23 protein-coding genes are annotated in these 20,131 nt (G+C 63.9%); 6 read left to right on the forward strand and 17 right to left on the reverse strand.

Features of this window, described 5'->3' with window-relative positions:
• The 8 genes from AC1DUR_RS19785 to mnmG form a co-directional block, all read right to left on the reverse strand.
• A partial coding sequence (locus AC1DUR_RS19785) for a transposase (protein WP_477722011.1) occupies positions 1–198 on the reverse strand: 198 nt, incomplete at its 3' end.
• 72 nt (positions 199–270) lie between these two features.
• The gene (locus AC1DUR_RS19790; RefSeq protein ID WP_477722012.1) at positions 271–633 is read right to left on the reverse strand and encodes a DUF4279 domain-containing protein; all 363 of its coding nucleotides are present in this window, start codon (positions 631–633) and stop codon (positions 271–273) included.
• Positions 634–1,015: 382 nt separating this feature from the next.
• Complete coding sequence (locus tag AC1DUR_RS19795; RefSeq protein ID WP_011481055.1) at positions 1,016–1,951, reverse strand: ParB/RepB/Spo0J family partition protein; 936 nt, start codon at positions 1,949–1,951, stop codon at positions 1,016–1,018.
• Between the two features lie 70 nt (positions 1,952–2,021).
• Positions 2,022–2,561, reverse strand: a complete 540-nt coding sequence (locus tag AC1DUR_RS19800) for an RBBP9/YdeN family alpha/beta hydrolase (RefSeq protein ID WP_477722013.1) — start codon at positions 2,559–2,561, stop codon at positions 2,022–2,024.
• Positions 2,562–2,658: 97 nt separating this feature from the next.
• Entirely contained in the window at positions 2,659–3,429 is a 771-nt protein-coding gene (locus AC1DUR_RS19805; protein WP_477719321.1) for a ParA family protein, read from the reverse strand.
• 166 nt (positions 3,430–3,595) lie between these two features.
• Positions 3,596–4,222: a LysE family transporter gene (locus tag AC1DUR_RS19810; RefSeq protein ID WP_477719320.1), complete on the reverse strand. Its 627-nt coding sequence runs from the start codon at positions 4,220–4,222 to the stop codon at positions 3,596–3,598.
• A 114-nt stretch (positions 4,223–4,336) separates the two neighbouring features.
• A complete protein-coding gene (gene rsmG, locus AC1DUR_RS19815) occupies positions 4,337–5,029 on the reverse strand; it encodes a 16S rRNA (guanine(527)-N(7))-methyltransferase RsmG (RefSeq protein ID WP_477722014.1) in 693 nt (230 codons plus the stop codon).
• Complete coding sequence (mnmG, locus tag AC1DUR_RS19820) at positions 5,029–7,026, reverse strand: tRNA uridine-5-carboxymethylaminomethyl(34) synthesis enzyme MnmG (RefSeq protein ID WP_477722015.1); 1,998 nt, start codon at positions 7,024–7,026, stop codon at positions 5,029–5,031. The genes rsmG and mnmG overlap by 1 nt, the downstream gene beginning before the upstream one ends.
• A gap of 408 nt (positions 7,027–7,434) precedes the next feature.
• On the opposite strand from mnmG, the gene AC1DUR_RS19825 reads away from it, so the two are divergent.
• Together AC1DUR_RS19825 and AC1DUR_RS19830 are read left to right on the forward strand one after the other, a co-directional pair.
• A complete protein-coding gene (locus AC1DUR_RS19825; protein WP_477722016.1) occupies positions 7,435–8,013 on the forward strand; it encodes an NADPH-dependent FMN reductase in 579 nt (192 codons plus the stop codon).
• Positions 8,014–8,062: 49 nt separating this feature from the next.
• Positions 8,063–8,320, forward strand: a complete 258-nt coding sequence (locus AC1DUR_RS19830; RefSeq protein WP_477722068.1) for a YkgJ family cysteine cluster protein — start codon at positions 8,063–8,065, stop codon at positions 8,318–8,320.
• 15 nt (positions 8,321–8,335) lie between these two features.
• Here the strand turns inward: AC1DUR_RS19830 and AC1DUR_RS19835 are convergent, their stop codons facing one another.
• Entirely contained in the window at positions 8,336–8,551 is a 216-nt protein-coding gene (locus tag AC1DUR_RS19835) for a DUF1127 domain-containing protein (protein ID WP_477722017.1), read from the reverse strand.
• A gap of 95 nt (positions 8,552–8,646) precedes the next feature.
• On the opposite strand from AC1DUR_RS19835, the gene AC1DUR_RS19840 reads away from it, so the two are divergent.
• Both AC1DUR_RS19840 and AC1DUR_RS19845 read left to right on the forward strand, forming a co-directional pair.
• Positions 8,647–9,537: a LysR family transcriptional regulator gene (locus AC1DUR_RS19840; protein WP_477722018.1), complete on the forward strand. Its 891-nt coding sequence runs from the start codon at positions 8,647–8,649 to the stop codon at positions 9,535–9,537.
• A gap of 157 nt (positions 9,538–9,694) precedes the next feature.
• The gene (locus AC1DUR_RS19845; RefSeq protein ID WP_477722019.1) at positions 9,695–10,465 is read left to right on the forward strand and encodes a class II aldolase/adducin family protein; all 771 of its coding nucleotides are present in this window, start codon (positions 9,695–9,697) and stop codon (positions 10,463–10,465) included.
• 60 nt (positions 10,466–10,525) lie between these two features.
• Here the strand turns inward: AC1DUR_RS19845 and AC1DUR_RS19850 are convergent, their stop codons facing one another.
• The 4 genes from AC1DUR_RS19850 to AC1DUR_RS19865 all read right to left on the reverse strand — a co-directional run bounded on the left by AC1DUR_RS19850 (position 10,526) and on the right by AC1DUR_RS19865 (position 13,834).
• Positions 10,526–11,377, reverse strand: coding sequence for a transglutaminase-like domain-containing protein (locus AC1DUR_RS19850; RefSeq protein ID WP_477719313.1), 852 nt, complete (start codon positions 11,375–11,377; stop codon positions 10,526–10,528).
• A gap of 88 nt (positions 11,378–11,465) precedes the next feature.
• A complete protein-coding gene (locus AC1DUR_RS19855; RefSeq protein WP_477722020.1) occupies positions 11,466–11,768 on the reverse strand; it encodes a hypothetical protein in 303 nt (100 codons plus the stop codon).
• Positions 11,769–11,849: 81 nt separating this feature from the next.
• On the reverse strand, positions 11,850–12,035 hold the full coding sequence (locus AC1DUR_RS19860; RefSeq protein WP_477719311.1) for a DUF1328 family protein: 186 nt from the start codon (positions 12,033–12,035) through the stop codon (positions 11,850–11,852).
• A 425-nt stretch (positions 12,036–12,460) separates the two neighbouring features.
• Positions 12,461–13,834, reverse strand: coding sequence for an AsmA family protein (locus AC1DUR_RS19865; protein ID WP_477722021.1), 1,374 nt, complete (start codon positions 13,832–13,834; stop codon positions 12,461–12,463).
• Positions 13,835–14,053: 219 nt separating this feature from the next.
• On the opposite strand from AC1DUR_RS19865, the gene AC1DUR_RS19870 reads away from it, so the two are divergent.
• Positions 14,054–14,371 carry a glutathione binding-like protein gene (locus tag AC1DUR_RS19870; protein ID WP_477722069.1) on the forward strand — a complete coding sequence of 106 codons (318 nt, stop codon included), beginning with the start codon at positions 14,054–14,056 and terminating at the stop codon, positions 14,369–14,371.
• Here the strand turns inward: AC1DUR_RS19870 and AC1DUR_RS19875 are convergent.
• On the reverse strand, positions 14,331–14,804 hold the full coding sequence (locus AC1DUR_RS19875; RefSeq protein ID WP_477719309.1) for a cytochrome C: 474 nt from the start codon (positions 14,802–14,804) through the stop codon (positions 14,331–14,333). The two genes, AC1DUR_RS19870 and AC1DUR_RS19875, sit on opposite strands and share 41 nt — an antisense overlap.
• A 330-nt stretch (positions 14,805–15,134) precedes the next feature.
• On the opposite strand from AC1DUR_RS19875, the gene AC1DUR_RS19880 reads away from it, so the two are divergent.
• Positions 15,135–16,235: an alkene reductase gene (locus tag AC1DUR_RS19880; protein ID WP_477722070.1), complete on the forward strand. Its 1,101-nt coding sequence runs from the start codon at positions 15,135–15,137 to the stop codon at positions 16,233–16,235.
• A 227-nt stretch (positions 16,236–16,462) separates the two neighbouring features.
• Here AC1DUR_RS19880 and AC1DUR_RS19885 read toward each other — a convergent pair whose 3' ends face one another.
• From AC1DUR_RS19885 to AC1DUR_RS19895, 3 genes are read right to left on the reverse strand one after another with little or no spacing between them, the layout of a single operon-like run.
• Positions 16,463–17,761, reverse strand: a complete 1,299-nt coding sequence (locus AC1DUR_RS19885) for a D-amino acid dehydrogenase (protein ID WP_477722022.1) — start codon at positions 17,759–17,761, stop codon at positions 16,463–16,465.
• On the reverse strand, positions 17,758–19,209 hold the full coding sequence (locus tag AC1DUR_RS19890) for an NAD-dependent succinate-semialdehyde dehydrogenase (RefSeq protein WP_477722023.1): 1,452 nt from the start codon (positions 19,207–19,209) through the stop codon (positions 17,758–17,760). The genes AC1DUR_RS19885 and AC1DUR_RS19890 overlap by 4 nt, the downstream gene beginning before the upstream one ends.
• Positions 19,210–19,264: 55 nt before the next feature.
• The gene (locus AC1DUR_RS19895) at positions 19,265–20,128 is read right to left on the reverse strand and encodes an N-formylglutamate amidohydrolase (protein ID WP_477722024.1); all 864 of its coding nucleotides are present in this window, start codon (positions 20,126–20,128) and stop codon (positions 19,265–19,267) included.
• Positions 20,129–20,131 lie beyond the last annotated feature (3 nt).

Below are 20,131 nucleotides of genomic sequence, written 5' to 3' on the forward strand. Positions count from 1 at the left end.
CTCGATCGGTGGCGCCCTTCCGGCCAACTCGCCGTCTCGCACTTGCTTGCGCCACTTCGAAAGCATGAAAGGATGAATGTCCAAGGACTCGGCCACATCCTTCACCAACACGCCCGGCTGGTTGCTCAATTGAACGGCTCTGAGCTTGAATTCAACGCCGTAGTTCTTGATTTTTACTGGCCCTTGTCGTTTTGCCATTGACCACTCTCTCCGTTAGGTAAGAGTGTCAACTAAAACGAGACAAGCTCCGGGTCCGTGTCGATTGACCAGTTAGACATCAATGCTTGGCGCATAAAGATCGATGTCCATGTCGATGCTGCGCTCGCCCAATGCCATCAGGCTACTGGGCGAAAGCAGAATTCCCTCGTTGCTCTCATTCATAAACCATCCGCAGAATAGATCAACTCGAAACCGAGCCTTCAGCCCGCGCCAAACTGCAAAATCTCCAGTCAACTTGCTGAGGATTTCAAAGATTTGAGCATTGACGTCTTCCGGCTCCGTTGCCCGCGCTTCCAAACGCCAAGTGCCAAACTGGGCGATGCGATCGCCAGACTTCCTACGAATCGTATCGCCCCTACGCTGCGAATACGTTGGCGCACTTCCAAGTAGCAATGTGACCTCTTCGGGGATCAACTCGTCTCCGATAACTCGGAGGGCAGCAACGGATCGCGCAAGGACGGCCATCTCTTGATGTCTAACGCAATGTATACCGCAAGGTGCTGCGGTATAACGTGGCAACTTGAACTAAAAAAACTGGCATCTACGCATGTCTCACTTGGATAGTTTGCTCCATTAAAAATAGCGACAAACCCGGCAACTTTTAAGAAGTCGCTCGCTCTACATTTGCAGCGATTCTCGACCAAACTTTGTGGTTGGAACATCCTCCATTTGACGGAGGGTGCCGAAAGTCCGCGGTCGCTGCTTTGCGATTGTTCGTTGATGCAAGTTGGCGGTTCACTTTGGGCGGCGGATTCAACCGGTCGATGCAACAAGTTGGCTCCACCCCTGGCGCGGTTTATTTATCGCCGCGCAGCCGCTCGATCAGTCCATTCAGCTCGTCCATCGAAGCGAACTGGATCGCCACCTCGCCCATCTCTTCGTGCCGGCCGTTGCGTTTGACCTGCTTTTTGACGCGGACTTCGACCTCGGCCATCAGCAGGTCGGCCAGCTCTTCTTCGACGCGGCGGGTGTCGCGGGATTTTTCCTTGGCGGCCTTTTGCGGCCTCAGGGAGAATTCCGCGCTGAGTTTCTTGACCAGATTTTCCGTCTCTCGCACCGACATCTTTTTGGCCGAGATCTGGTTGGCCGCCGTGATCTGCGTGGCGCGGTCCAGCGCCAACAGGGCCCGGGCGTGACCCATGTCCAGGTCGCCGGCCATCAGCATGGTCTGCACCGGGTCGGCCAGGTTCAGCAGGCGCAGCAGGTTGGAGGCGGCGCTGCGCGAGCGACCCACGGCCTGCGCCGCCAGCTCGTGAGTGAGCCCAAACTCCTTCACCAGGCGCTGCAGGCCTTGGGCCTCTTCGAGCGGATTGAGGTCTTCACGCTGGATGTTTTCAATCAGGGCCATGGCCGCGGCCGACTCGTCGGGCACGTCGCGCACCAGCACCGGCACGCTGTCGAGTCCGGCGATTTTGGCGGCACGGAAGCGCCGCTCGCCGGCAATGATTTCGTACTTGCCGTCGTGCGCACCGCTGTTCAGCCGTCGCACCAGAATCGGCTGCATGATGCCCTGCGCTTTGATGGATTCGGCCAGCTCGTACAACGCGCCCTCGTCCATGCGGGTGCGCGGCTGGTACTGGCCGGGCACCATGTCGGCCAGGCGCAGTGTTGCCGGCAGGCCGGGACTGGTGGCGCTGCTGTTGGCGTTGTCCACGTCTCCTGATTCGCTGACCTTGGGGCCCAGCAGGGCTTCCAGTCCGCGGCCCAGGCCTTTTGGCTTTTTGGTGACCATGTCTGTCATTTCTTTCTTGAATACAAATCGAAGGGAGTCGCTTGCCGTGGCGTCGTGAAGCAATCGGGCATCACAAGCTCATCAGGCGCTGCAACTCGGTATAGGCTTGCGGCCAGTCGCCCAGGCCGCTCTCGGCATTGAGGTGGCCGCGTGCGCCGGCATCCATCAGCCCGGCACCCCACGCGGCCGCAAACCGGCGGGCGCGCTCCGGGGCGCAGAACGGGTCGTCGTTGCTGGCAAACAGCACAGTTCTAAAAGGCAGTGTCTGCAGCGGAATCGGCGACCAGCTCGGCAGCATCTCGCGCACGCCGTCCTGCTCGACATCGGGCGGCGCCACCAGCAGCGCCGCTTTCACGCGGTGCGTGTTGCGCGAGTGCGCGGCCCATGCCGCCACATGGATACAGCCCAGGCTGTGCGCCACCAGCACGGCCGCTTCGTCGCACGACAGCAGCACGTCCTCCAGCCGAGCGATCCAGTCGCCCCGCAGCGGACGCTCCCAGTCGTGCTGCTCCACGCGCGTGAAGCCATGGGCCTGCTCCCAGCGGCTCTGCCAGTGCTCGGGGCCACTGTTCTGCCAGCCGGGAAGGATCAGGACATTACGGGAGTTCATGCGTTCAACGACTCAGTTTGACTCAGCTTGCTATGTTTTTGATAGCTACAGGTGAAATATGCAGGATGGACATGGATGCTTTTATCAAGAGGCCGCCTCACATGCCCTTGATGCGCAGCACCATTTCCTCGGCAAACGTGACGAAGGCCTGCGCGCCTCGGGAGGATGGGTCGAACACCACACCGGGCAGGCCGTAGCTGGGCGCTTCGGCCAGGCGTACATTGCGCGGGATCACGGTGTTGAACACCTTCTCGGCAAAGTGTTCCTTGAGCTGCTCGCTGACCTGCTGCTGCAGCGTGATGCGCGGATCGAACATCACACGCAGCAGGCCGATGATCTGCAGGTCCTTGTTGAGGTTGGCATGCACCTGCTTGATGGTGTTGACCAGGTCGGTCAGGCCTTCGAGCGCAAAGTACTCGCACTGCATGGGCACGATCACGCCATGCGCGCAGCACAGGCCGTTGAGGGTCAGCATGCTCAGCGACGGCGGGCAGTCGATCAGCACGAAGTCGTAGTCCTTTTCCACGGCGTTCAGGGCCAGCTTGAGGCGCCGTTCGCGGCGCTCCACCTCCACCAGCTCGACCTCGGCACCGGCCAGCTCGCGGTTGGCGCCCAGCACGTCGTAGCCGCATTTCTCGCTGTGCACGCGTGCCTCCATCACGGAAGCCGACTCCAGCAGCACATCGTAGACGGTGAGTTCGAGCTTGCGCTTGTCCACCCCCGAACCCATGGTGGCATTGCCCTGCGGATCCAGGTCAACCATCAGCACACGCTGGCCAACCTTGGCCAAGCCCGCCGCCAGATTCACCGTGGTGGTGGTCTTGCCCACCCCGCCCTTTTGGTTGGCAACGCAGAATATTTTGGCCATCAGTGAGCCCCCACGCTTGTCACTGCGTGTACTGCGCTGCCCCCCGAGGGGGCCGCTGCGCCTGCGGTCTGGCAAAGCCAGTCCCGCGGCCCCTGCTGGTATGAAGAGCCCCCACGCGGCGGCCCGTCGAAAAATTGTGCTGGGTGATCTTTTTTGGTTTTATGGTTCATTTGGAGACCGCGAGCTTGAGACCAAAGCCGATCAGGAAAACACCTGCCAGCTTGTTCAGGATGGCGGTGATTTTCGGGTTGGCGCGAATGCGTTCCGCAAGGTGATAGGTCAACATGACCGAGGTCAGGCCATACAGAAAAGTCAGGACGGCAATCGTCGCCGCCATCACGCCAAAGGTTTTCAGCCCCTGATGCTGCGCCGGATCGACAAACAACGGGAAGAAGGCCATGTAGAAAACAATGGCCTTGGGGTTGAGCAAGGTGATCAGCAAGGCCTGGCGGAAATAATGACGCGGCTTGATTTGCAGGAGGGGCGCGTCGCCGGGCTTGGCGATCAGCATCTTGATGCCCAGCCAGGTCAGGTAAATGGCGCCCATCCACTGCACGGCATGAAAAGCCGTCGGGTAAGCGGCCATCACGGCGGCCACCCCAGCCACGGCCGCCCAGAGCAAGACCTGGTCGCCGGCAATCACGCCCAAGGTGGCACCCAGCCCACCCCGAATGCCGCCCTTGCCGGTCGAGGTGATCAGCGCCAGGTTGCCGGGCCCGGGAATCAGCAGAAACACAATGATCGCGACAACAAAAGCGCCGTAATCGGCAACGCCGACGAATGAGCCCAGCATGGAATTTCTCCGGAAGTAGAGGGCTTGAGTTTACGACAGGGGTCACGGGCGCCAATGCGGATGAACCTGTCTTTCGTGCCGCGCACAACGGCACGACGAAGAAAATCCCGCTCTTCAACCCTGCTGGGCCGACCCTGCCGCAGCGTCCCGGCACCGCATCCAGACGATGCAGCGCTCGGCATCCAGCCCCGGCACCTGCAACTGTTCCACGTGAAACACTTCAACGGTCGGCGGCAAGGCGGCCAGTTCTTCCGCTGGCTGCTTCCCCTTCATGGCCATCCACACGCCATGGGGTGCCAGTGCACCGCCAGACCATTGGGTGAAATCGGCCAGCGAAGCAAAGGCGCGGGAACAGATCAGGTCAAACGGCTGGGTAAGGGTTTCAACCCGCGCATGCAAGCCCAGAAGATTGGGCAGCTTGAGCGCGAGCGCCGCCTGCTTGATGAAGGCGGCTTTTTTGGCCACGGTGTCTACGCAGGTCACGGCAAGCGTGGGGCAGCAGATGGCCATCACCACACCCGGCAAACCGGCGCCGGAGCCCACATCCAGCACACGGGCGCCCTGCCCCAACCCGGCATTTTGCAGATAGCGCCGCAAAGGCGCGATGGCCGCCAGGCTGTCGAGCAGATGGTGCGTCATCATTTCGGCCGGATCACGCACCGCCGTGAGGTTGTAGACTTGGGTCCATTTCGCGATCAGGTTCAGGTAGTCCAGCAACTGGCTGACCTGGTCATCGCCCAAGTCCAGCTGCAATTCCCGCAAGCCGGCCAGCAAGGTGGCCCGCAAGTCGTTCCAGGCGCCGACCATCAGGCTTGCGCCTGCTCGGCAGATGACGCCTCGGGTTTGACCGGAACGGCGTTTTTCCAGAGGTTCTTTTTCAGATGCACCAGCAGCAGCGAGATGGTCGCCGGTGTGATGCCAGAAATCCGCGAGGCCATGCCCAGCGTTTCGGGCCGGTGCCTGGCCAGAGTTTGGCGTGCCTCAAAACTCAGGGCCGACACCTGCAGGTAATCGAGATCCGTGGGCAGCTTGAGGTTTTCATAGTGCGCAGCGCGCTCGACCTCGGTTTTCTGCAGGTCGATATACCCCGCATACTTGGCCGTGATCTCGATCTGCTCGATCACGCTTTTGGCCAGATCGTCGCTCGCGGCCGCTTCAGCTGCAAGTTCGGGGTTGGCATATTTGCCCTCCTCCAGCGACATCAGGCCGGCATAGTTCACATCGGGGCGGCGCAGCAGGTCCAGCAGGTTGTATTCGCGCTCAATGGACTTGCCCAACACCCGCTCGGCTTCGGCCAGGGGCAGATTGTGCGGGTTGACCCAGAGGGAGCGAAGCCGCTCTGTTTCACGTGAAACAGCATCGCGCTTGCGGTTGAAGGCGCCCCAGCGGGCGTCGTCTACCAGGCCCAGTTCGCGGCCTTTTTCGGTCAGGCGCATGTCGGCGTTGTCCTCGCGCAGCATCAGGCGGTACTCGGCCCGACTGGTAAACATGCGGTAGGGCTCGGTCACGCCCTTGGTGATCAGGTCGTCGACCAGCACGCCGAGGTAGGCCTCGTCGCGCCGGGGCAGCCACGCCTCCTTGCCCTGGCACTGCAGCGCGGCGTTGATGCCGGCAAACATGCCTTGGGCAGCCGCCTCTTCATAGCCGGTGGTGCCGTTGATCTGGCCAGCAAAGAACAGCCCGCCAATTGCGCGGGTTTCAAAGGTAGTCTTCAGCGCCCGCGGATCAAAGTAGTCGTATTCGATCGCATAGCCCGGCCGCAGGATGTGGGCGTTCTCCATACCCGCCATGGAGCGCACCAGCTCGTACTGGATGTCAAACGGCAGGCTGGTCGAGATGCCGTTGGGGTATATCTCGTGCGTGGTCAGGCCTTCCGGCTCAAGGAAAATCTGGTGGCTTTCCTTGTCGGCAAAGCGGTTGATCTTGTCTTCCACGCTCGGGCAGTAACGCGGCCCCACGCCGTCGATCTTGCCGGTGAACATCGGACTGCGGTCAAAACCGGAGCGGATGATCTCGTGGGTACGCTCATTGGTATGGGTGATCCAGCAAGGCATTTGCCGGGGATGAGCGATCTTGCCGCCCATGAAGCTGAACACCGGAACCGGCCCGGCGGTTCCGCCCGGCATGCCATCGCCCGGCTGCTCGGTGCATTTGCTGAAGTCAATCGTCCGGCCGTCGATGCGCGGCGGCGTGCCGGTTTTGAGGCGGCCCTGCGGCAGCTTGAGTTCCTTCAGCCGCGCCGACAGTGACACGGCTGGCGGATCGCCCGCCCGGCCCGCCGCGTAATTGTTGAGCCCGACATGGATCTTGCCGTCCAGAAAAGTCCCGGCCGTCAACACCACGGTGCGCGAACGGAACCGGATGCCGACCTGCGTGACCGCGCCCACCACCCGGTCGCCCTCGACCATCAGGTCATCCACCGCCTGCTGGAACAGCCACAGGTTGGGCTGGTTTTCGAGTTTGCGGCGAATGGCCGCCTTGTACAGAATCCGGTCAGCTTGCGCCCGGGTGGCGCGCACGGCCGGGCCCTTGGAACTGTTCAGGATGCGGAACTGAATACCGCCTTCGTCCGTGGCCAGCGCCATCGCGCCACCCATGGCGTCGACTTCCTTGACGAGGTGCCCCTTGCCGATGCCTCCGATCGAGGGGTTGCAGCTCATCTGGCCGAGTGTCTCGATGTTGTGCGAGAGCAGCAAGGTTTTGCAGCCCATGCGGGCGGAAGCCAGCGCGGCTTCCGTGCCTGCGTGGCCGCCACCGACCACGATCACATCAAATTCTTGCGGATAGATATAAGGCGATTGCATCACGCCTCCTTCAATAAAGCGGCCTTCAGGCCAGATGCCTGTACGCCATGGAGCTGCCCCGAAGTTGACGATGACCAGAGGGCCACGCCGGCCGCGGCTGGCACAGCCAGCGGCACATCAGGCCGCGCTGCTTGCGCCCAGACCTGTTCCCGCCCCACCGGGCGAATGGTGAATTTTATCAGGCAGGCCCTTGTTCTGCGCTGCGTAATGCCATTTGAGCCATTCCTGCCGGCGCGCTGCAGCAGTGGCATTTGCTATGAATTCAATAGCAAATAACCCCCTATCTGTGCGTGTCTGCCCATATTCATTGGCACAAGCGCCACAAAGGCCCCGCAGGCAAGGGACTGGCCGGCACGAAAATCGCCCCACCGCACTGCCAGGAGGCCACAAGCAGCCACAATAGCGGGCATGAAACTCCTCATCTTTGCCGGCAGCACCCGCCAAAACTCCTTCAACCGCAAACTGGCCCACGTCACCGCCGACATGGCACGGGCGAGTGGCGCCGAAGTCACCCACATCGAACTGGCCGACTTTGACATTCCGATGTACAACGCCGACCTCGAAGCCAAAGGCACGCCGCCCAACGTGATGAAGCTCAAGCAAATCATGTACGAGCATCCGGCCTGGATCATCTGCTCGCCCGAATACAACGCGAGCTATTCCGCCCTGCTCAAGAACACCATCGACTGGGCCTCCAGCCCGGTCAAGTCCGACCCGGCCTGGACTGACGAATTCAAGTTTTCACGCGGCAAGGTCGTCGGCATTCTGAGTGCCTCGCCCGGTGCGCTGGGCGGCCTGCGCTCGCAAAGCCACCTCGCTCCGCTGTTGCTCAATGTGCAGTGCTGGGTTGCCCCGTTCAATTTCGCGCTGGGCCGCGCGGGCGACGCCTTCGACGCACAAGGCAAGCTGGTCAATGACGCGCACCGCCAGAAGGTGCAGGCGGTGATTGACCAGGTGCTGTTTGCCAGCAGCCGCCTGGCAGGATAAGACGCAGGCATGGCCCCGCCAGGTAATTCCGGCCCATAGCCCCTCCATGATGAATTGCCGACCCGGCTGCGGTGCCTGCTGCATTGCCCCATCCATCAGCTCGCCCATTCCCGGCATGCCCGAAGGCAAGCCGGCCGGCGTGCGTTGCGTGCAGCTTGACGACGCCAATGCTTGCCGCATCTTCGGCCAACCCGGTCGGCCGGCGGTCTGCGGGCAGCTGGCCCCCTCGGCAGAGATGTGCGGCACCGGGCGCACGCAGGCCCTGCTGTACCTTGCGCGACTGGAAACCCTGACCGCTCCGCAGTAAGCTTGCACCTCCCCCTCATCTTCTCACCCCCTCCCCGCAGTCCGGCCCCCGGCTCAGCAGCAGATACGGTATCTCCCCCCGCCCTATCCCCAAATCATTGAGCTCCCGCGCGCTCATGCCCTGCAGCTCGGCCGCCTGCCTGCGGTCATCGCGCTGACGCCAGAAGCGCGCGTGAAGGCGCAGGCGGGTCAGCGCCTGATTCAACAAAACAAAACCCGGCTTTAACAACATGGTGGCAACTCCTGTGATCGGGAAGTGCCCAATGGTGCGGCTTGTCGTGCTATTGTGGAAGTTGAATTTTCTGATGCAACCTATCAGGATTAATGATGCGTGAACTCAATCTGGACCAGCTGCGCACCCTCGTTTCCATCGCCGACCTGGGCACCTTCTCCGCCGCGGCACGGGCGCTGCATCTGGCGCAGCCCACGGTCAGCCTGCACATCAGCGAGCTGGAGGCCCGGCTGGGCACGCAGCTAGTGGTGCGCGGGGGCCGCAGCGTGGTGCTCACGGCGGCCGGTGCCGTGCTGGTCGAGCGGGCGCGGCGCCTGCTGCGTGACGCCGATGACGCTACCGATGCCGTCAAGCGCCATGTCGAGGGGCGGGTCGGCCGCGTGCGGCTGGGCACCTCCACCGGCATCCTGGTGCATTTGCTGCCGCGGGTGCTGGAGCTCATGGCGCGCGCGCACCCCGAGATCGACGTCGAGGTCAGCATCCTCGGCTCCAGTGAAGCCATGGAGCGCCTGGGCCAGGGCACGCTGGATGTCGGGCTGGTGGCCACGCCCCAGCCGGCGCGGCGCGAACTGCTGATGAGCCACTGGCGCAGCGACCCGATGATGGCCTTCCTCCCCGCGGGCTGGAAGGCGCCCAAGCGCATCACGCCGCCCTGGCTGATGGAAAAACCACTGATCTTCAACGACTCGACCACGCACATGTACCGCCTGACCATGGAGTGGTTTGCCGCGGCCGGCCACACGCCCCGGGCGCGCATAGAGCTCAATTACAACGAAGCCATGAAAAGCCTGGTGGCAGCCGGTTATGGCGCGGCCCTGCTGCCGCTGGAGCAGGCGGGCGCTGCCGCCATTCCCAACGGCGTACAGGTGCTGCCGCTCAGGCCCGCGTTGACCCGCCACACCGCCGTGGTGCACAGGCCGCTGGCAGCCCTTGACGGGGCCACGCGCAACCTGCTGCAGACGCTGGCGCAGTTCCGGCAAACTTGAAGCCCGACCGAGCGGCAGCACGCCAAACCACGGCGTGACCGACGCGCGGGAAGCAGGCACGCTGATGAAAGTTCAATTTCTGACAGTTGCACGTGCCGCACAGGCGTATCGTACAAAGCCAGGCCTTTTTAAAAACAACCCGCCAGGAGACAAACCCGTGAACATCCCATCCCTGAAAAAAACCGTCAGCGCCGAGGAATGGCAGTTGCGCTGCGACCTCGCGGCCTGCTACCGGCTGGTGGCCTTGTACGGTTGGAGCGACCTGGTGTTCACCCACATCAGCGCCAAGCTGCCGGAGGAGGTAGCGGGCCCCGGCGCGCACCACTTCCTGATCAACCCCTACGGCCTGATGTTCGACGAGATCACCGCCTCCAGCCTGGTCAAGGTCGACGGGCAGTGCAACAAAGTCATTGACTCGCCCTTCCCGGTCAACCCCGCCGGTTTTGTGATTCACAGCGCGGTACACGACGCCCGGCCCGGCGCCGGCTGCGTGCTGCATACCCACACACGCGCCGGCGTCGCCGTCAGTGCGCAAAAGTGCGGTGTGCTGCCCATCAGCCAGCAATCGACCTTTGTGCTGGCGTCGCTGGCGTACCACGACTACGAGGGCGTCGCCTTTCGCGGCGAGGAAAGGCCGCGCCTGCAGGCCGACCTGGGATCCGCCAATTTCCTGATGCTGCGCAACCATGGCCTGCTGGTGGTGGGCACGACCATTGCCGATGCGTTTTTGAGCATGTACATCTTTGAAAACACCTGCCGCATCCAGCTCGATGCCCAGGCCGGCGGCGAACTCATCACCGTCCCTCCGCAAATCATCCAGGGCGTATCGGAAGCGTTGCGCGTGCAGACGGATGGCATGGGCGGCGCTTTTGCCTGGCCCTCGCTGATCCGCAAGCTGGAGCGGCTCGACAGCAGCTACCGCACCTGACACCTAGGCAGCGCCCGCTCGGCTTGGGCGAGGCAACGCGAGGCAAGCGCTGGTGCGGTGTTAGGTGCTGACCAAAGAGAGCAAGGGCGGATGCGATCCCGGCGGGCTGCCTGGTCCCGGCGGTACTTCGCCCTCGTCCACGATCAGCTCCTTGCGCAGCATTTGCACATTGCCAAAAATGGTGGCAAAGGCCACGTCCTTCGCGTCGCGCCCCGTTCCTACGCGCACCAGCCGGTCAATGGGCGCCATATGGCTGGGATCAAACAGCACCCAGCGCCCCTCCAGCCAGGCCTCGAACACGGCGTGAAAATCCTGCGGCGGCTCGTCAAAATGGACGTAGCCCACCACCAGCCGCGCGGGAATATTGAGCGCCCGGCACAAGGTGATGCCCAGATGCGCAAAGTCCCGGCACACACCGGCGCGCTGCACAAACACATCCCGCGCCGTGGTCGTCGACGAGGTGCAACCCGGCAGGTAGGCGATCGAGTCGTGAATCCAGTTCTCGACCGCGCGCACGCGGCCGATACCGGAAGGCAGGTGAGCAAACAGCTGCTGCGCCGCGCGGCTCATGGAGTCCGACTCGCAGTAGCGGCTGGGCATCAGGTAACGCAAGACATCATCGGGCACGCTGGTCACCGGCGTTTCTTCAAGATACAGGGGCACGGGCGCGGCGACCAGCCGCACCTGGGCGTGGTAGTTGATGGACAGCCTCCCCTTGGACGCATCCAGGCGTATGAAACGGTTGCCGCTGCGCTCATCGCAAAAGTTGCGGACCTTCATGCTCGGCGTGATCGTCAGCCGCTCCTCCACCACCTGGTGACCCTCGTGAAACGCGGCCTCGATATTGAAAAGAAAATGGGTCGGGCTGCTGACTTCGTACTCGAGCAATGCATCGATCAGGGTGGTGTGCATGGAATGGGCGCCGGTTGAGAATTAAAAAAAACCCGTCGGAAGGACATTGAGACATTGCAGCCTGGCTGGCGCGGGACGGGCAGAATCATCAGATCCGCGTGCGGTGATGACCAGCGCCGTGGCCATGACCACTGTCCGCGGTGGCAAACCAGTTTTTGCATGTCACGAACACAATGCGCGCAGCGCGCTCCAGCACATCGGCTGAGGGCGCGGCGCGGCGCCGCGCACGCAAACGGGTGACCAGCAGGAACTCGGCAATGCCCGCCTGAAAACCGGCCCGCAGCGACACCGGCGCGGGCGGGGTGGCAGGCCGGTGCGCGATGTCCAGACGCGGCGCCGCGCTGCTGTCCACCGAGCGCGGCGGAAACAGCCGCTGCCGGACCCTGGACATCAAGGTACTTGCGGGCGCAGCTGTCGACGAAGACAACGAAGTCGATGAAGGCGAAGGTGTGATGGGAGGGAGTGACGCCATTTACTTCATGCCCTTCTTGACCGCACCCACGCCCAGCGCGGCGAGCACCACAAAAATGACCGCCAGAATCAGGAACAGGCCAAACAGTATCTTGGCAATGCCGGCGGCGCCTGCCGCCACCCCGCCAAAACCCAGGGCGCCGGCTATCAGTGAAATCACCGCAAAAATAATCGCGTACTTGAGCATCGGTTCTCCTTTGTCATGCCTCGTCCCCGCAAGCCTGCGAGCGGATAAGGCCTCAACAAACATCAGCACCAATATCAAAAATCAAAAAGCCATCAAAAGCAGGAGGCGAACACAGCGAACACGCGCGAGGCTTACCCGGAAGCAATACTTACATGGTAGAAAAGCAAGCGGCGGTGACGCATCAGCAACGCCCGCGTGGCACTGTAGGACAAGGCCTCAGTGCATGCGGAGTTTGCTATGATTTTTCTAGCGTTACGGGCTTGCCAATAGCGGCCCCGGAGAGCCCCGGAGGACTCCGAGGACCGTCAGGCTTAGAGCCGCTAACAAAACCCAGCGAAGCGGTCCTGGCTAGGCGTGTCGTCGCAGACAGTGCTGCAGCACGGCAAGGTGACACAACGACGCCAGGAGGGTTTTGTTAGCCGCTCTTATTTGCCGAACAGGCCGCGAAGGCCCTCGCCCACGCGATCGCCCAGATTGGCGCCGGCGCCGGTACCCACACCCGGCAGCAGCGCCGTGCCAATGGCCGCGCCCAGCAGGGCCGAGCGCGACAGCGTCACCTCGGGCTTGTCCAGCGTGCCCCCCACCGTCAGGGGAACGCCCACCGCGCCGCCGATGGCCTGGCCCAGCTTGCTGTCGCCCGCCACATTCACGATGACCCGCCCGCTCAGCGCCTTGACCGGCGATATCGCCACATTGCCGGTGGCGCTCAGCACGCCCGAGCTCGCGATCAGGTTGCTCAGCTGCGCCGCTCGCCCCTGCGTGTTGACCTGCCCGGCCAGCGTGTCCAGACGCGTCTGCCCGCCGCGGCTCAAGCCCACGGTTTGCACGGCCTTGGCCAGGTCCAGGCCATTGATCACCGCGTTGCGCACGGTAAACGTGGTGTGGCTTTGCAGCGCATCCACCAGTCCGCTGGTGGTGGCCGCACGGGCATTGAGGCTGGTGGTAGCCTCCAGCTGCCCCGACAGCGCGCCGGCCGGAGCGGTCAGCGCGGAGACCTCGACCCCGCGGGTCTGCAGCTGGCCCTGGAGCGCCAGTGCTTCACCGGGCCGCGCCGAGGAGCCCGCAGGCGAGCGACGCAGGCCCAACCGGCCCTCTATCCTGCCGCCGCCCACCTCGACGCGCAAAGCCCAGTGATCCTCGCCGATAACGACAGCGCCATCCTTGTCCTCCTTGTCAGCGGGTTTGGGCGCTTCACGCTGCAGCGTGGCATGCAGCCCCTGCAGGTTCCCCTTGAGCAGCTTGAACGACACGCTGTCGGGCAGGCCGTCATCGGCCAGCGCCGCCTCGGCCGCCACCGTGGTGCGCGCGCCCGCGGCGCTGACCCAGGTCACCTCGTCCAGCACCGTGCGGCGCGGCAAGCCCTCCAGCGCGTCGTGTTCTGGCGTTTTGGGCCCGGGCCCCTGCTTGACGGGCTCCGGCTGCTTTTTTTTCTGCAGCGCCAGCAGCACCGCGTCTATGCCCTGTTGCGGCAAGACAGCCCGCCGCACCAGCAGCGTGGAAACCGCCAGCCGCCCCTGCAGCAGCGGTTGCCACTGGGGCCGCACCTCCACGCGCTCCAGCGTGAGGGGCGGTTTGCTCTGCACCGCGATGCCGCTCAGCGCCACAGCGGGCAAGGGCCACACATCCACCGCCACCCGGCCCAGCGTCACCGGCACCCCCAGCGCCGCCGAGGCTTCACGCTCGACGCGCAACCGGAAATCGTCCGTGCTCACCCAGCGGTGCAGCGTGAAGGCCACCGCCGCCAGCAAGGCCACCAGCCCCAGCGCCAGATACACCGCCCATTTAAAAACTTTTGCCATCCTGCTATTGTGGCGGTTTCAGGCCGCACGCCGCAGAAAACACGCGTCCCGATTAGAGCCTGCTCACCCTAAAACGGGAGATGCGTTTTAGGGTGAACAGGCCCTGACATCGGGGAGCCATTTCCAACCACCCTTCCAGGATCAACAAGAACACCCGGAAACATTACTGCGCCCCGGCGCCTGCCTCCTGTCGCCGCATATCGCGCTGCATGCGCCTGCCTGAAAGCCCGGCCAACGGCACCGTCGTGCGCGCCCAATTGCAGTCGTGGCGCAGAGTACAAAACCATCGCCACCGACAAGCTGCTATCGCGTCTGAAGCGGGTGGACGAGCGGCTGACCAGCAAGCAGTACCTGATGGGTGAAACTTTTAGCGTGACCGCCCCTTACCTGTCTACCGTCATCAACTGGGCTCCGCGTGTCGGCGTTGACATTGCGCGCCTGGTCAATCTCGCCGCTTTTCGCCAGCGCATGGCGGCCTGGCCACGACGGGGTTGGCTCAATACTTCAACTGGATCTTGTCAAGTTGCTCTTTGCTGACCATAGGCACATCTCCCCGCTTGTTCCAGCGATTGAGATTCCATGCGCCGTCGCCAACCCACGTCTTGAGCAGTTTGAGATTCGCGGCCCGCTCTTCATCCGTCGATCCGAGATACTGATACATGTTGCCGGGTTTGCCTCCGGCATACTGGCTGCTTCCATCGTCCAGCCGGCGCATGAATGCCCCCGTGTCGGGCCAGGCGATAAACGCAATCAAACGCTCGTATGAATCCATGCGCGGCCCTTGTGACTTCTCCGCGTACCCCTTCTCGTCCAGCAGAAAATCAGCCCGCTCAGGCGATTGCGCTCCGTGGCAGGCAACACATTTGGATTTCCAGAGTGGGGCGATGTGTGTGCGGTAGGTGACTTCCTGTGCCGCGACAGCACCAGTGCCCAAAATAAAGATCAGGATCATCGCCAGTTTCTTCAACATAAAGACCTCCTGGTTGGAGTTTGTCGACATTGCCGTCCAGTTGGCCGGTCTCCGCAATATGGACCTGTCAATCACGTATCGGGTTGATTTAAACCAACCCATCACCAATTGCAGCCCCTGCGAACACTGTCGGCCCGATTTTGTTGGGTTGGCCGCCCGGCCAGACCCGGAAACGGCCGTTGGACGCACGCATGCCGGAACGATCTAGCACGAATCCAGCAGCCCGTGTTGCACAGGCAAATTCAGATCGGCACACACTGAAGCCTGTTTTTTTCATTTCCACCTGGACACTTTCGGACACCTTTGGACACCTTCATGCCCTCTTCTCTCATGCCCTCTTTATTCGATCCCACCCAGGCCGGCGACCTTGAACTGGCCAACCGCATCGTGCTCGCCCCCCTCACCCGCAACCGCGCCCCCGACGCCATTCCCACGGCGCTGATGGCCGAGTACTACGCCCAGCGCGCCAGCGGCGGCCTGCTCGTCACCGAGGCCACCGCCATCAGCCACCAGGGCCAGGGCTATGCGGATGTACCCGGCCTCTACGGCAGCGAGCAGCTCGACGGCTGGAAGCAGGTGACCCGCGCCGTGCACGAGGCCGGCGGCAAGATCGTGGTGCAGCTCTGGCATGTGGGCCGCGTCTCGCACACCGAATTGCAGCCGGATGGCGGCCAGCCGGTCGCCCCCTCTGCCATCACCGCCAAGACCAAGACGGTGCTGCTCAAGGACGGCGCGCCCACCTTTGTCGCCACCTCCGAGCCGCGCGCGCTCAAGGCTGAAGAGCTGCCCGGCATCGTGCATAGCTACCAGCTTGCGGCGCGCAACGCGGTCGAAACCGCGGGCTTTGACGGCGTGGAAGTCCATGGCGCCAACGGCTACCTGCTCGACCAATTCCTCAAAAGCGGCTCCAACCAGCGCACCGACGACTACGGCGGCAGCATCGAAAACCGTGCGCGCCTGCTGCTCGAGGTCACGCGCGCCGTCACCAGCGCCATCGGTGGCGGACGCACCGGCATTCGCCTGTCACCCGTGACACCGGCCAACGATGTGCACGACGCCGATCCGCAGCCACTGTTCGACTACGTGGTGCGCCAGCTCGCCACGCTGAACCTGGCCTATATCCACATCATTGAAGGCGCCACCGGCGGGCCGCGCGAAATCGCCGACCGGCCGTTCGACTACGCCGCGCTAAAAACCGCCTACCGCGAAGCCGGCGGCCAGGGTGCCTGGATGGTCAACAACGGCTACGACCAGGCACTGGCCAGGCAGGCCGTGGCAAACGGCGCCGACCTGGTCGCCTTTGGCAAGCCCTACATCGCCAACCCGGATCTGGTGGAGCGCCTGCGCCGCAATGCGCCGCTCAACCTGCCCGACCAGGCCACCTTTTATGGCGGCGGCGCCAAGGGTTATACGGACTACCCAACGCTATAAAACCAAACCGTTCAGGCTGAGTTTGTCGGGGCGGTTCAAGGACACGGTCATGAGGCCGTCCGCGAACTCGATCAGTAGCTTGGGAGTTGTCATACTTGCGATTTTGAGCCGGGAAGCCACCCGCGAGTGGATAAATTTCCGACTCAATGGTTTCTTGCCTGGGCCGCACGCACGCCGGTCGGGCGGTCTCGGCAAGCCGCGCGAGCGGCGGCTTTACGGCGCCGGCTTCAGGTACTCAGTCCAGGTTCGGTCCAAGTGCCGGTCCATTGCCGTGATTTCGGCTGCGCATAGCGCTGCACGGAAAGGTCGTCGGCACGGATCTCGGGCGCGCGGCCGCTCATGACGTCGGCCAGCACGCGCGCGGAGCCGCAGGCCATGGTCCAGCCCAGCGTGCCGTGGCCGGTGTTCAGGTACAGATTGGGCAGCGGCGTGCGGCCCACCAGCGGCGTGCCGTCCGGGGTCATGGGCCGCAGGCCGGTCCAGAAGCTGCCGGTCCCGGCGTAGCCGGCGCCGGGGAACAGGTCGTTCAAGCACAGCTCCAGCGTTTCGCGGCGTCGCGGGTTCAGGCGCAGGTCAAAGCCGCGCAGCTCCGCCATGCCGCCCACGCGGATGCGGCGGTCAAAGCGCGTGATGGCGATCTTGTAGCTCTCGTCCAGCACGGTCGAAACCGGCGCGCGGCCCGCGTCGGCGACAGGCACGGTGATGGAATAGCCTTTGACCGGATAGACAGGTATTTCCAGCAAACCCGACAGCGCGGAAGTCGAGTACGCACCCAGCGCCATCACGTAAGCGTCGGCCTTGAGCAGGCGGCGGCCCTGCAGCACGCCGGCCACACGGCCGGCACAGACCTCCACGCTGTCGACGGCCTCGCCGAAGGAAAAGCGCACGCCCATGGACTGGGCCAGATGGCCGATACCGGTGGTAAACAGGTGGCAGTCACCCGTCTCGTCGCCGGGCAGGCGCAGGCCGCCGACCAGCGGCCCTGTGGCGATGGCCGGTTCCGCGCGAACCAGCTCCTCAGGCCCCAGCAGTTCGTAGGGCACGCCCGCGGCGCGCAACACGGCCACGTCTTTGCCGACGGCGTCGAGCTGCGCCGAGGTGCGGAACACCTGCAGCGTGCCGCCCTCACGGCCTTCGTAGCGCAAGCCGGTGTCTTCGCGCAGCTGCGCCAGGCAGTCGCGGCTGTATTCGGCCAGCCGCACCATGCGCTCCTTGTTCACCGCATAGCGCCGCGGGCTGCAGTTGCGCAGCATCTGCCACATCCAGCGCAGCTGGTCCATGCTGCCGTCCAGGCCGATGGCCAGCGGCGCATGCTTCTGGAACATCCAGCGCAACGCCTTCAGCGGCACGCCTGGCGCGGCCCACGGCGCCGCGTAGCCCGGCGACACCTGGCCGGCATTGGCGAAGCTCGTCTCCCGCGCGGGGCCGGGCTGGCGGTCGACCACCGTCACCTCGTGGCCCGCCCGGGCCAGATAGTAGGCCGTGGTGGTGCCGATAACGCCGGCACCCAGGACCAGCACCTTCATGCCAAATTCCCTTGGCACAGGTACTTGGTGTGCAGGTATTCGTCCAGACCCCAGTGCGAGCCTTCGCGGCCGTAGCCCGATTCCTTGACGCCGCCGAAGGGCGCGGCCTGCGCCGCGATGGCGCCTTCGTTGATGCCCACCATGCCCGTCTCCAACGCGGATGCCACGCGCCAGACGCGCTTGATGTCGTTGGAGAAGAAGTAGCCGGCCAAGCCGAAAGGCGTGTCGTTGGCCTGCGCGATCACCTCGTCTTCGCTGGTAAACCGGAACACGGGCACCACCGGGCCGAAGGTCTCCTCGCACGACAACTCCATGTCGGGAGTCGCACCGGTCAGCACTGTGGGCGCGTAGTAGTTCGGGCCATTGGCGACTACTGTGCGCACGCGGCTTCCGCCCACGACCGCCTTCGCACCTTTGGCCACGGCGTCGTTCACATGACGCTCGATCTTGTCCACCGCTCGTGCGTTGATCATCGGGCCGATCTCGGCTTCCATCCAACTGGCCGGGCCGACCCGCAACGCGCCCACGCGGGCCGCCAGCTTGTCGACGAAGCGATCATGCACCGCCTGGTGCACGAACACACGGTTGGGGCTCACGCAGGTCTGGCCACCGTTGCGGAACTTGGCGGCCATCAGGCCCTCGACGGCGGCGTCCAGGTCCGCATCCTCGAACACGATGAAGGGTGCGTTGCCGCCGAGTTCTAGCGACAGCTTCTTGAGCGTGCCGGCCGACTCGCGCGCCAACAGCTTGCCCACTGCCGTGCTGCCTGTGAAGCTGATCTTGCGCACGCGGTCATCGCGCAGCCACTCGCCCACCACCTCCGGCGTGCGCTCGCGCGAGGCGGGCACGATGTTCAACACGCCAGGGGGCACGCCCGCTTCCTCGGCCAGCTTCACGAGAGCCAACGAAGTGAGGGGCGTGTCCTCGGCTGGCTTGGCGACCACGGTGCAGCCGGCCGCCAGCGCGGGCGCGATCTTGCGCGCGATCATCGCCGCGGGAAAATTCCAGGGCGTGACCACGGCGACGACGCCAACGGCCTCCCTCAGCACCAGGTAGCGCTTGCTCGCCACCGGCGCGGCGATGATCTCGCCGTGGGCGCGCACACCCTCTTCGGCGAACCACTCCACATAGCCCGCGCTGTAGGCGATTTCGCCGCGCGCTTCGGCCAGCGGCTTGCCCTGCTCGCGCGAAATCAGTTTGGCCAGCGGCTCCACGTCGCGCTCGATCAGCGCCTGCCACTTCTTGAGGATCAGGCAGCGCTCGCGCGGCGAACGTGCCTTCCAGGCGGGCAGCGCCTGCGCCGCGGCGTCGGCGGCCAGCCGCGCGTCCGCCCCGCCGCCGTCGGCCGCCAGGGTGATCAAGCTGTCGTCGGCGGGATTGCGCACCTCGAATTGGCGGCCGTCCTGGGCTGCTTGCCAGCGGCCCGCGATGTAGTTCAGTGTTTGCATGTCAGTTCAATCAGTTCAGTGAAAAAATTCCCGACGGCGCCCAAGCCGTCGATCTCTATGCGGACGCGGCGCTCCCGGCAAGCCCGCGCGCTCGGCGCGTCACGGCCTGCAACACGGCGCCCGCCACGCCCCGGATCGCGTCAAAACCTTCGTTCTTCTTGAACGAGGCGACATCCATGAAGCGCTTCTTATTGATCTCCACCATCACGCTTTCCTGCGTGCCGTCGGGCTTGCCGTAGCGGCGGTTCAGCTCGCCGCCGGTGTAGGGCGTATTGACCGAGCAGGTGAAACCCTGGGCGCGGATGACCTCGGCGACGAACTCGATGAATTCCGCCGTGCTGGAGGTGCCGCGCAGGTTGCCCAGGCAGAAGTCCATGCGTTCCTTTCCGGCGTCGGCGTGCGTCGGCGCGCCCACCGCGGACATGCAATGGCAGGTGAGCTGGTAGTAAAAGCCGTGCGCCGCCAGCATGCGGTCCATCACCGAAGCGAGCTCTCGGTGGTAGGGCCGGTAATAACGGTCAAGCCTGGCCTCAACCTCCGCGACGGTGAGCTTGCGCTCCTGCAGCGGCTCGCCGTAGCGCGACACGGTCTTGAGCAGCCCGAGCCCGCTCTTGGAGACAAACTGCACCGGCACGGGCCATTCGCCTTCGATCAGGTTCGGGTCGATGTCGAGCTCATGCCGGTTGGCGTCGATGTAGGTGTTGGGAAACAGCGCCTGCAGCATCGTGGCGCCGTATTTGGGCGCATCCTTCCATATCTCCTCCACATACATCGACACGTTGTCGTGCAGGGCCGAGAACGGGACGGGCGAGCGGAAATCGATGGGGTAGAGGCGCCCGCTGCGCGAGACGTCCACGATCACCGGGACTGGAGCCGCCGTGGGATCAAAACGGTAGAAGACGTCGGGTTCGATGTACATGGA

The organism is Polaromonas sp. P4_F4 (assembly GCF_056401355.1).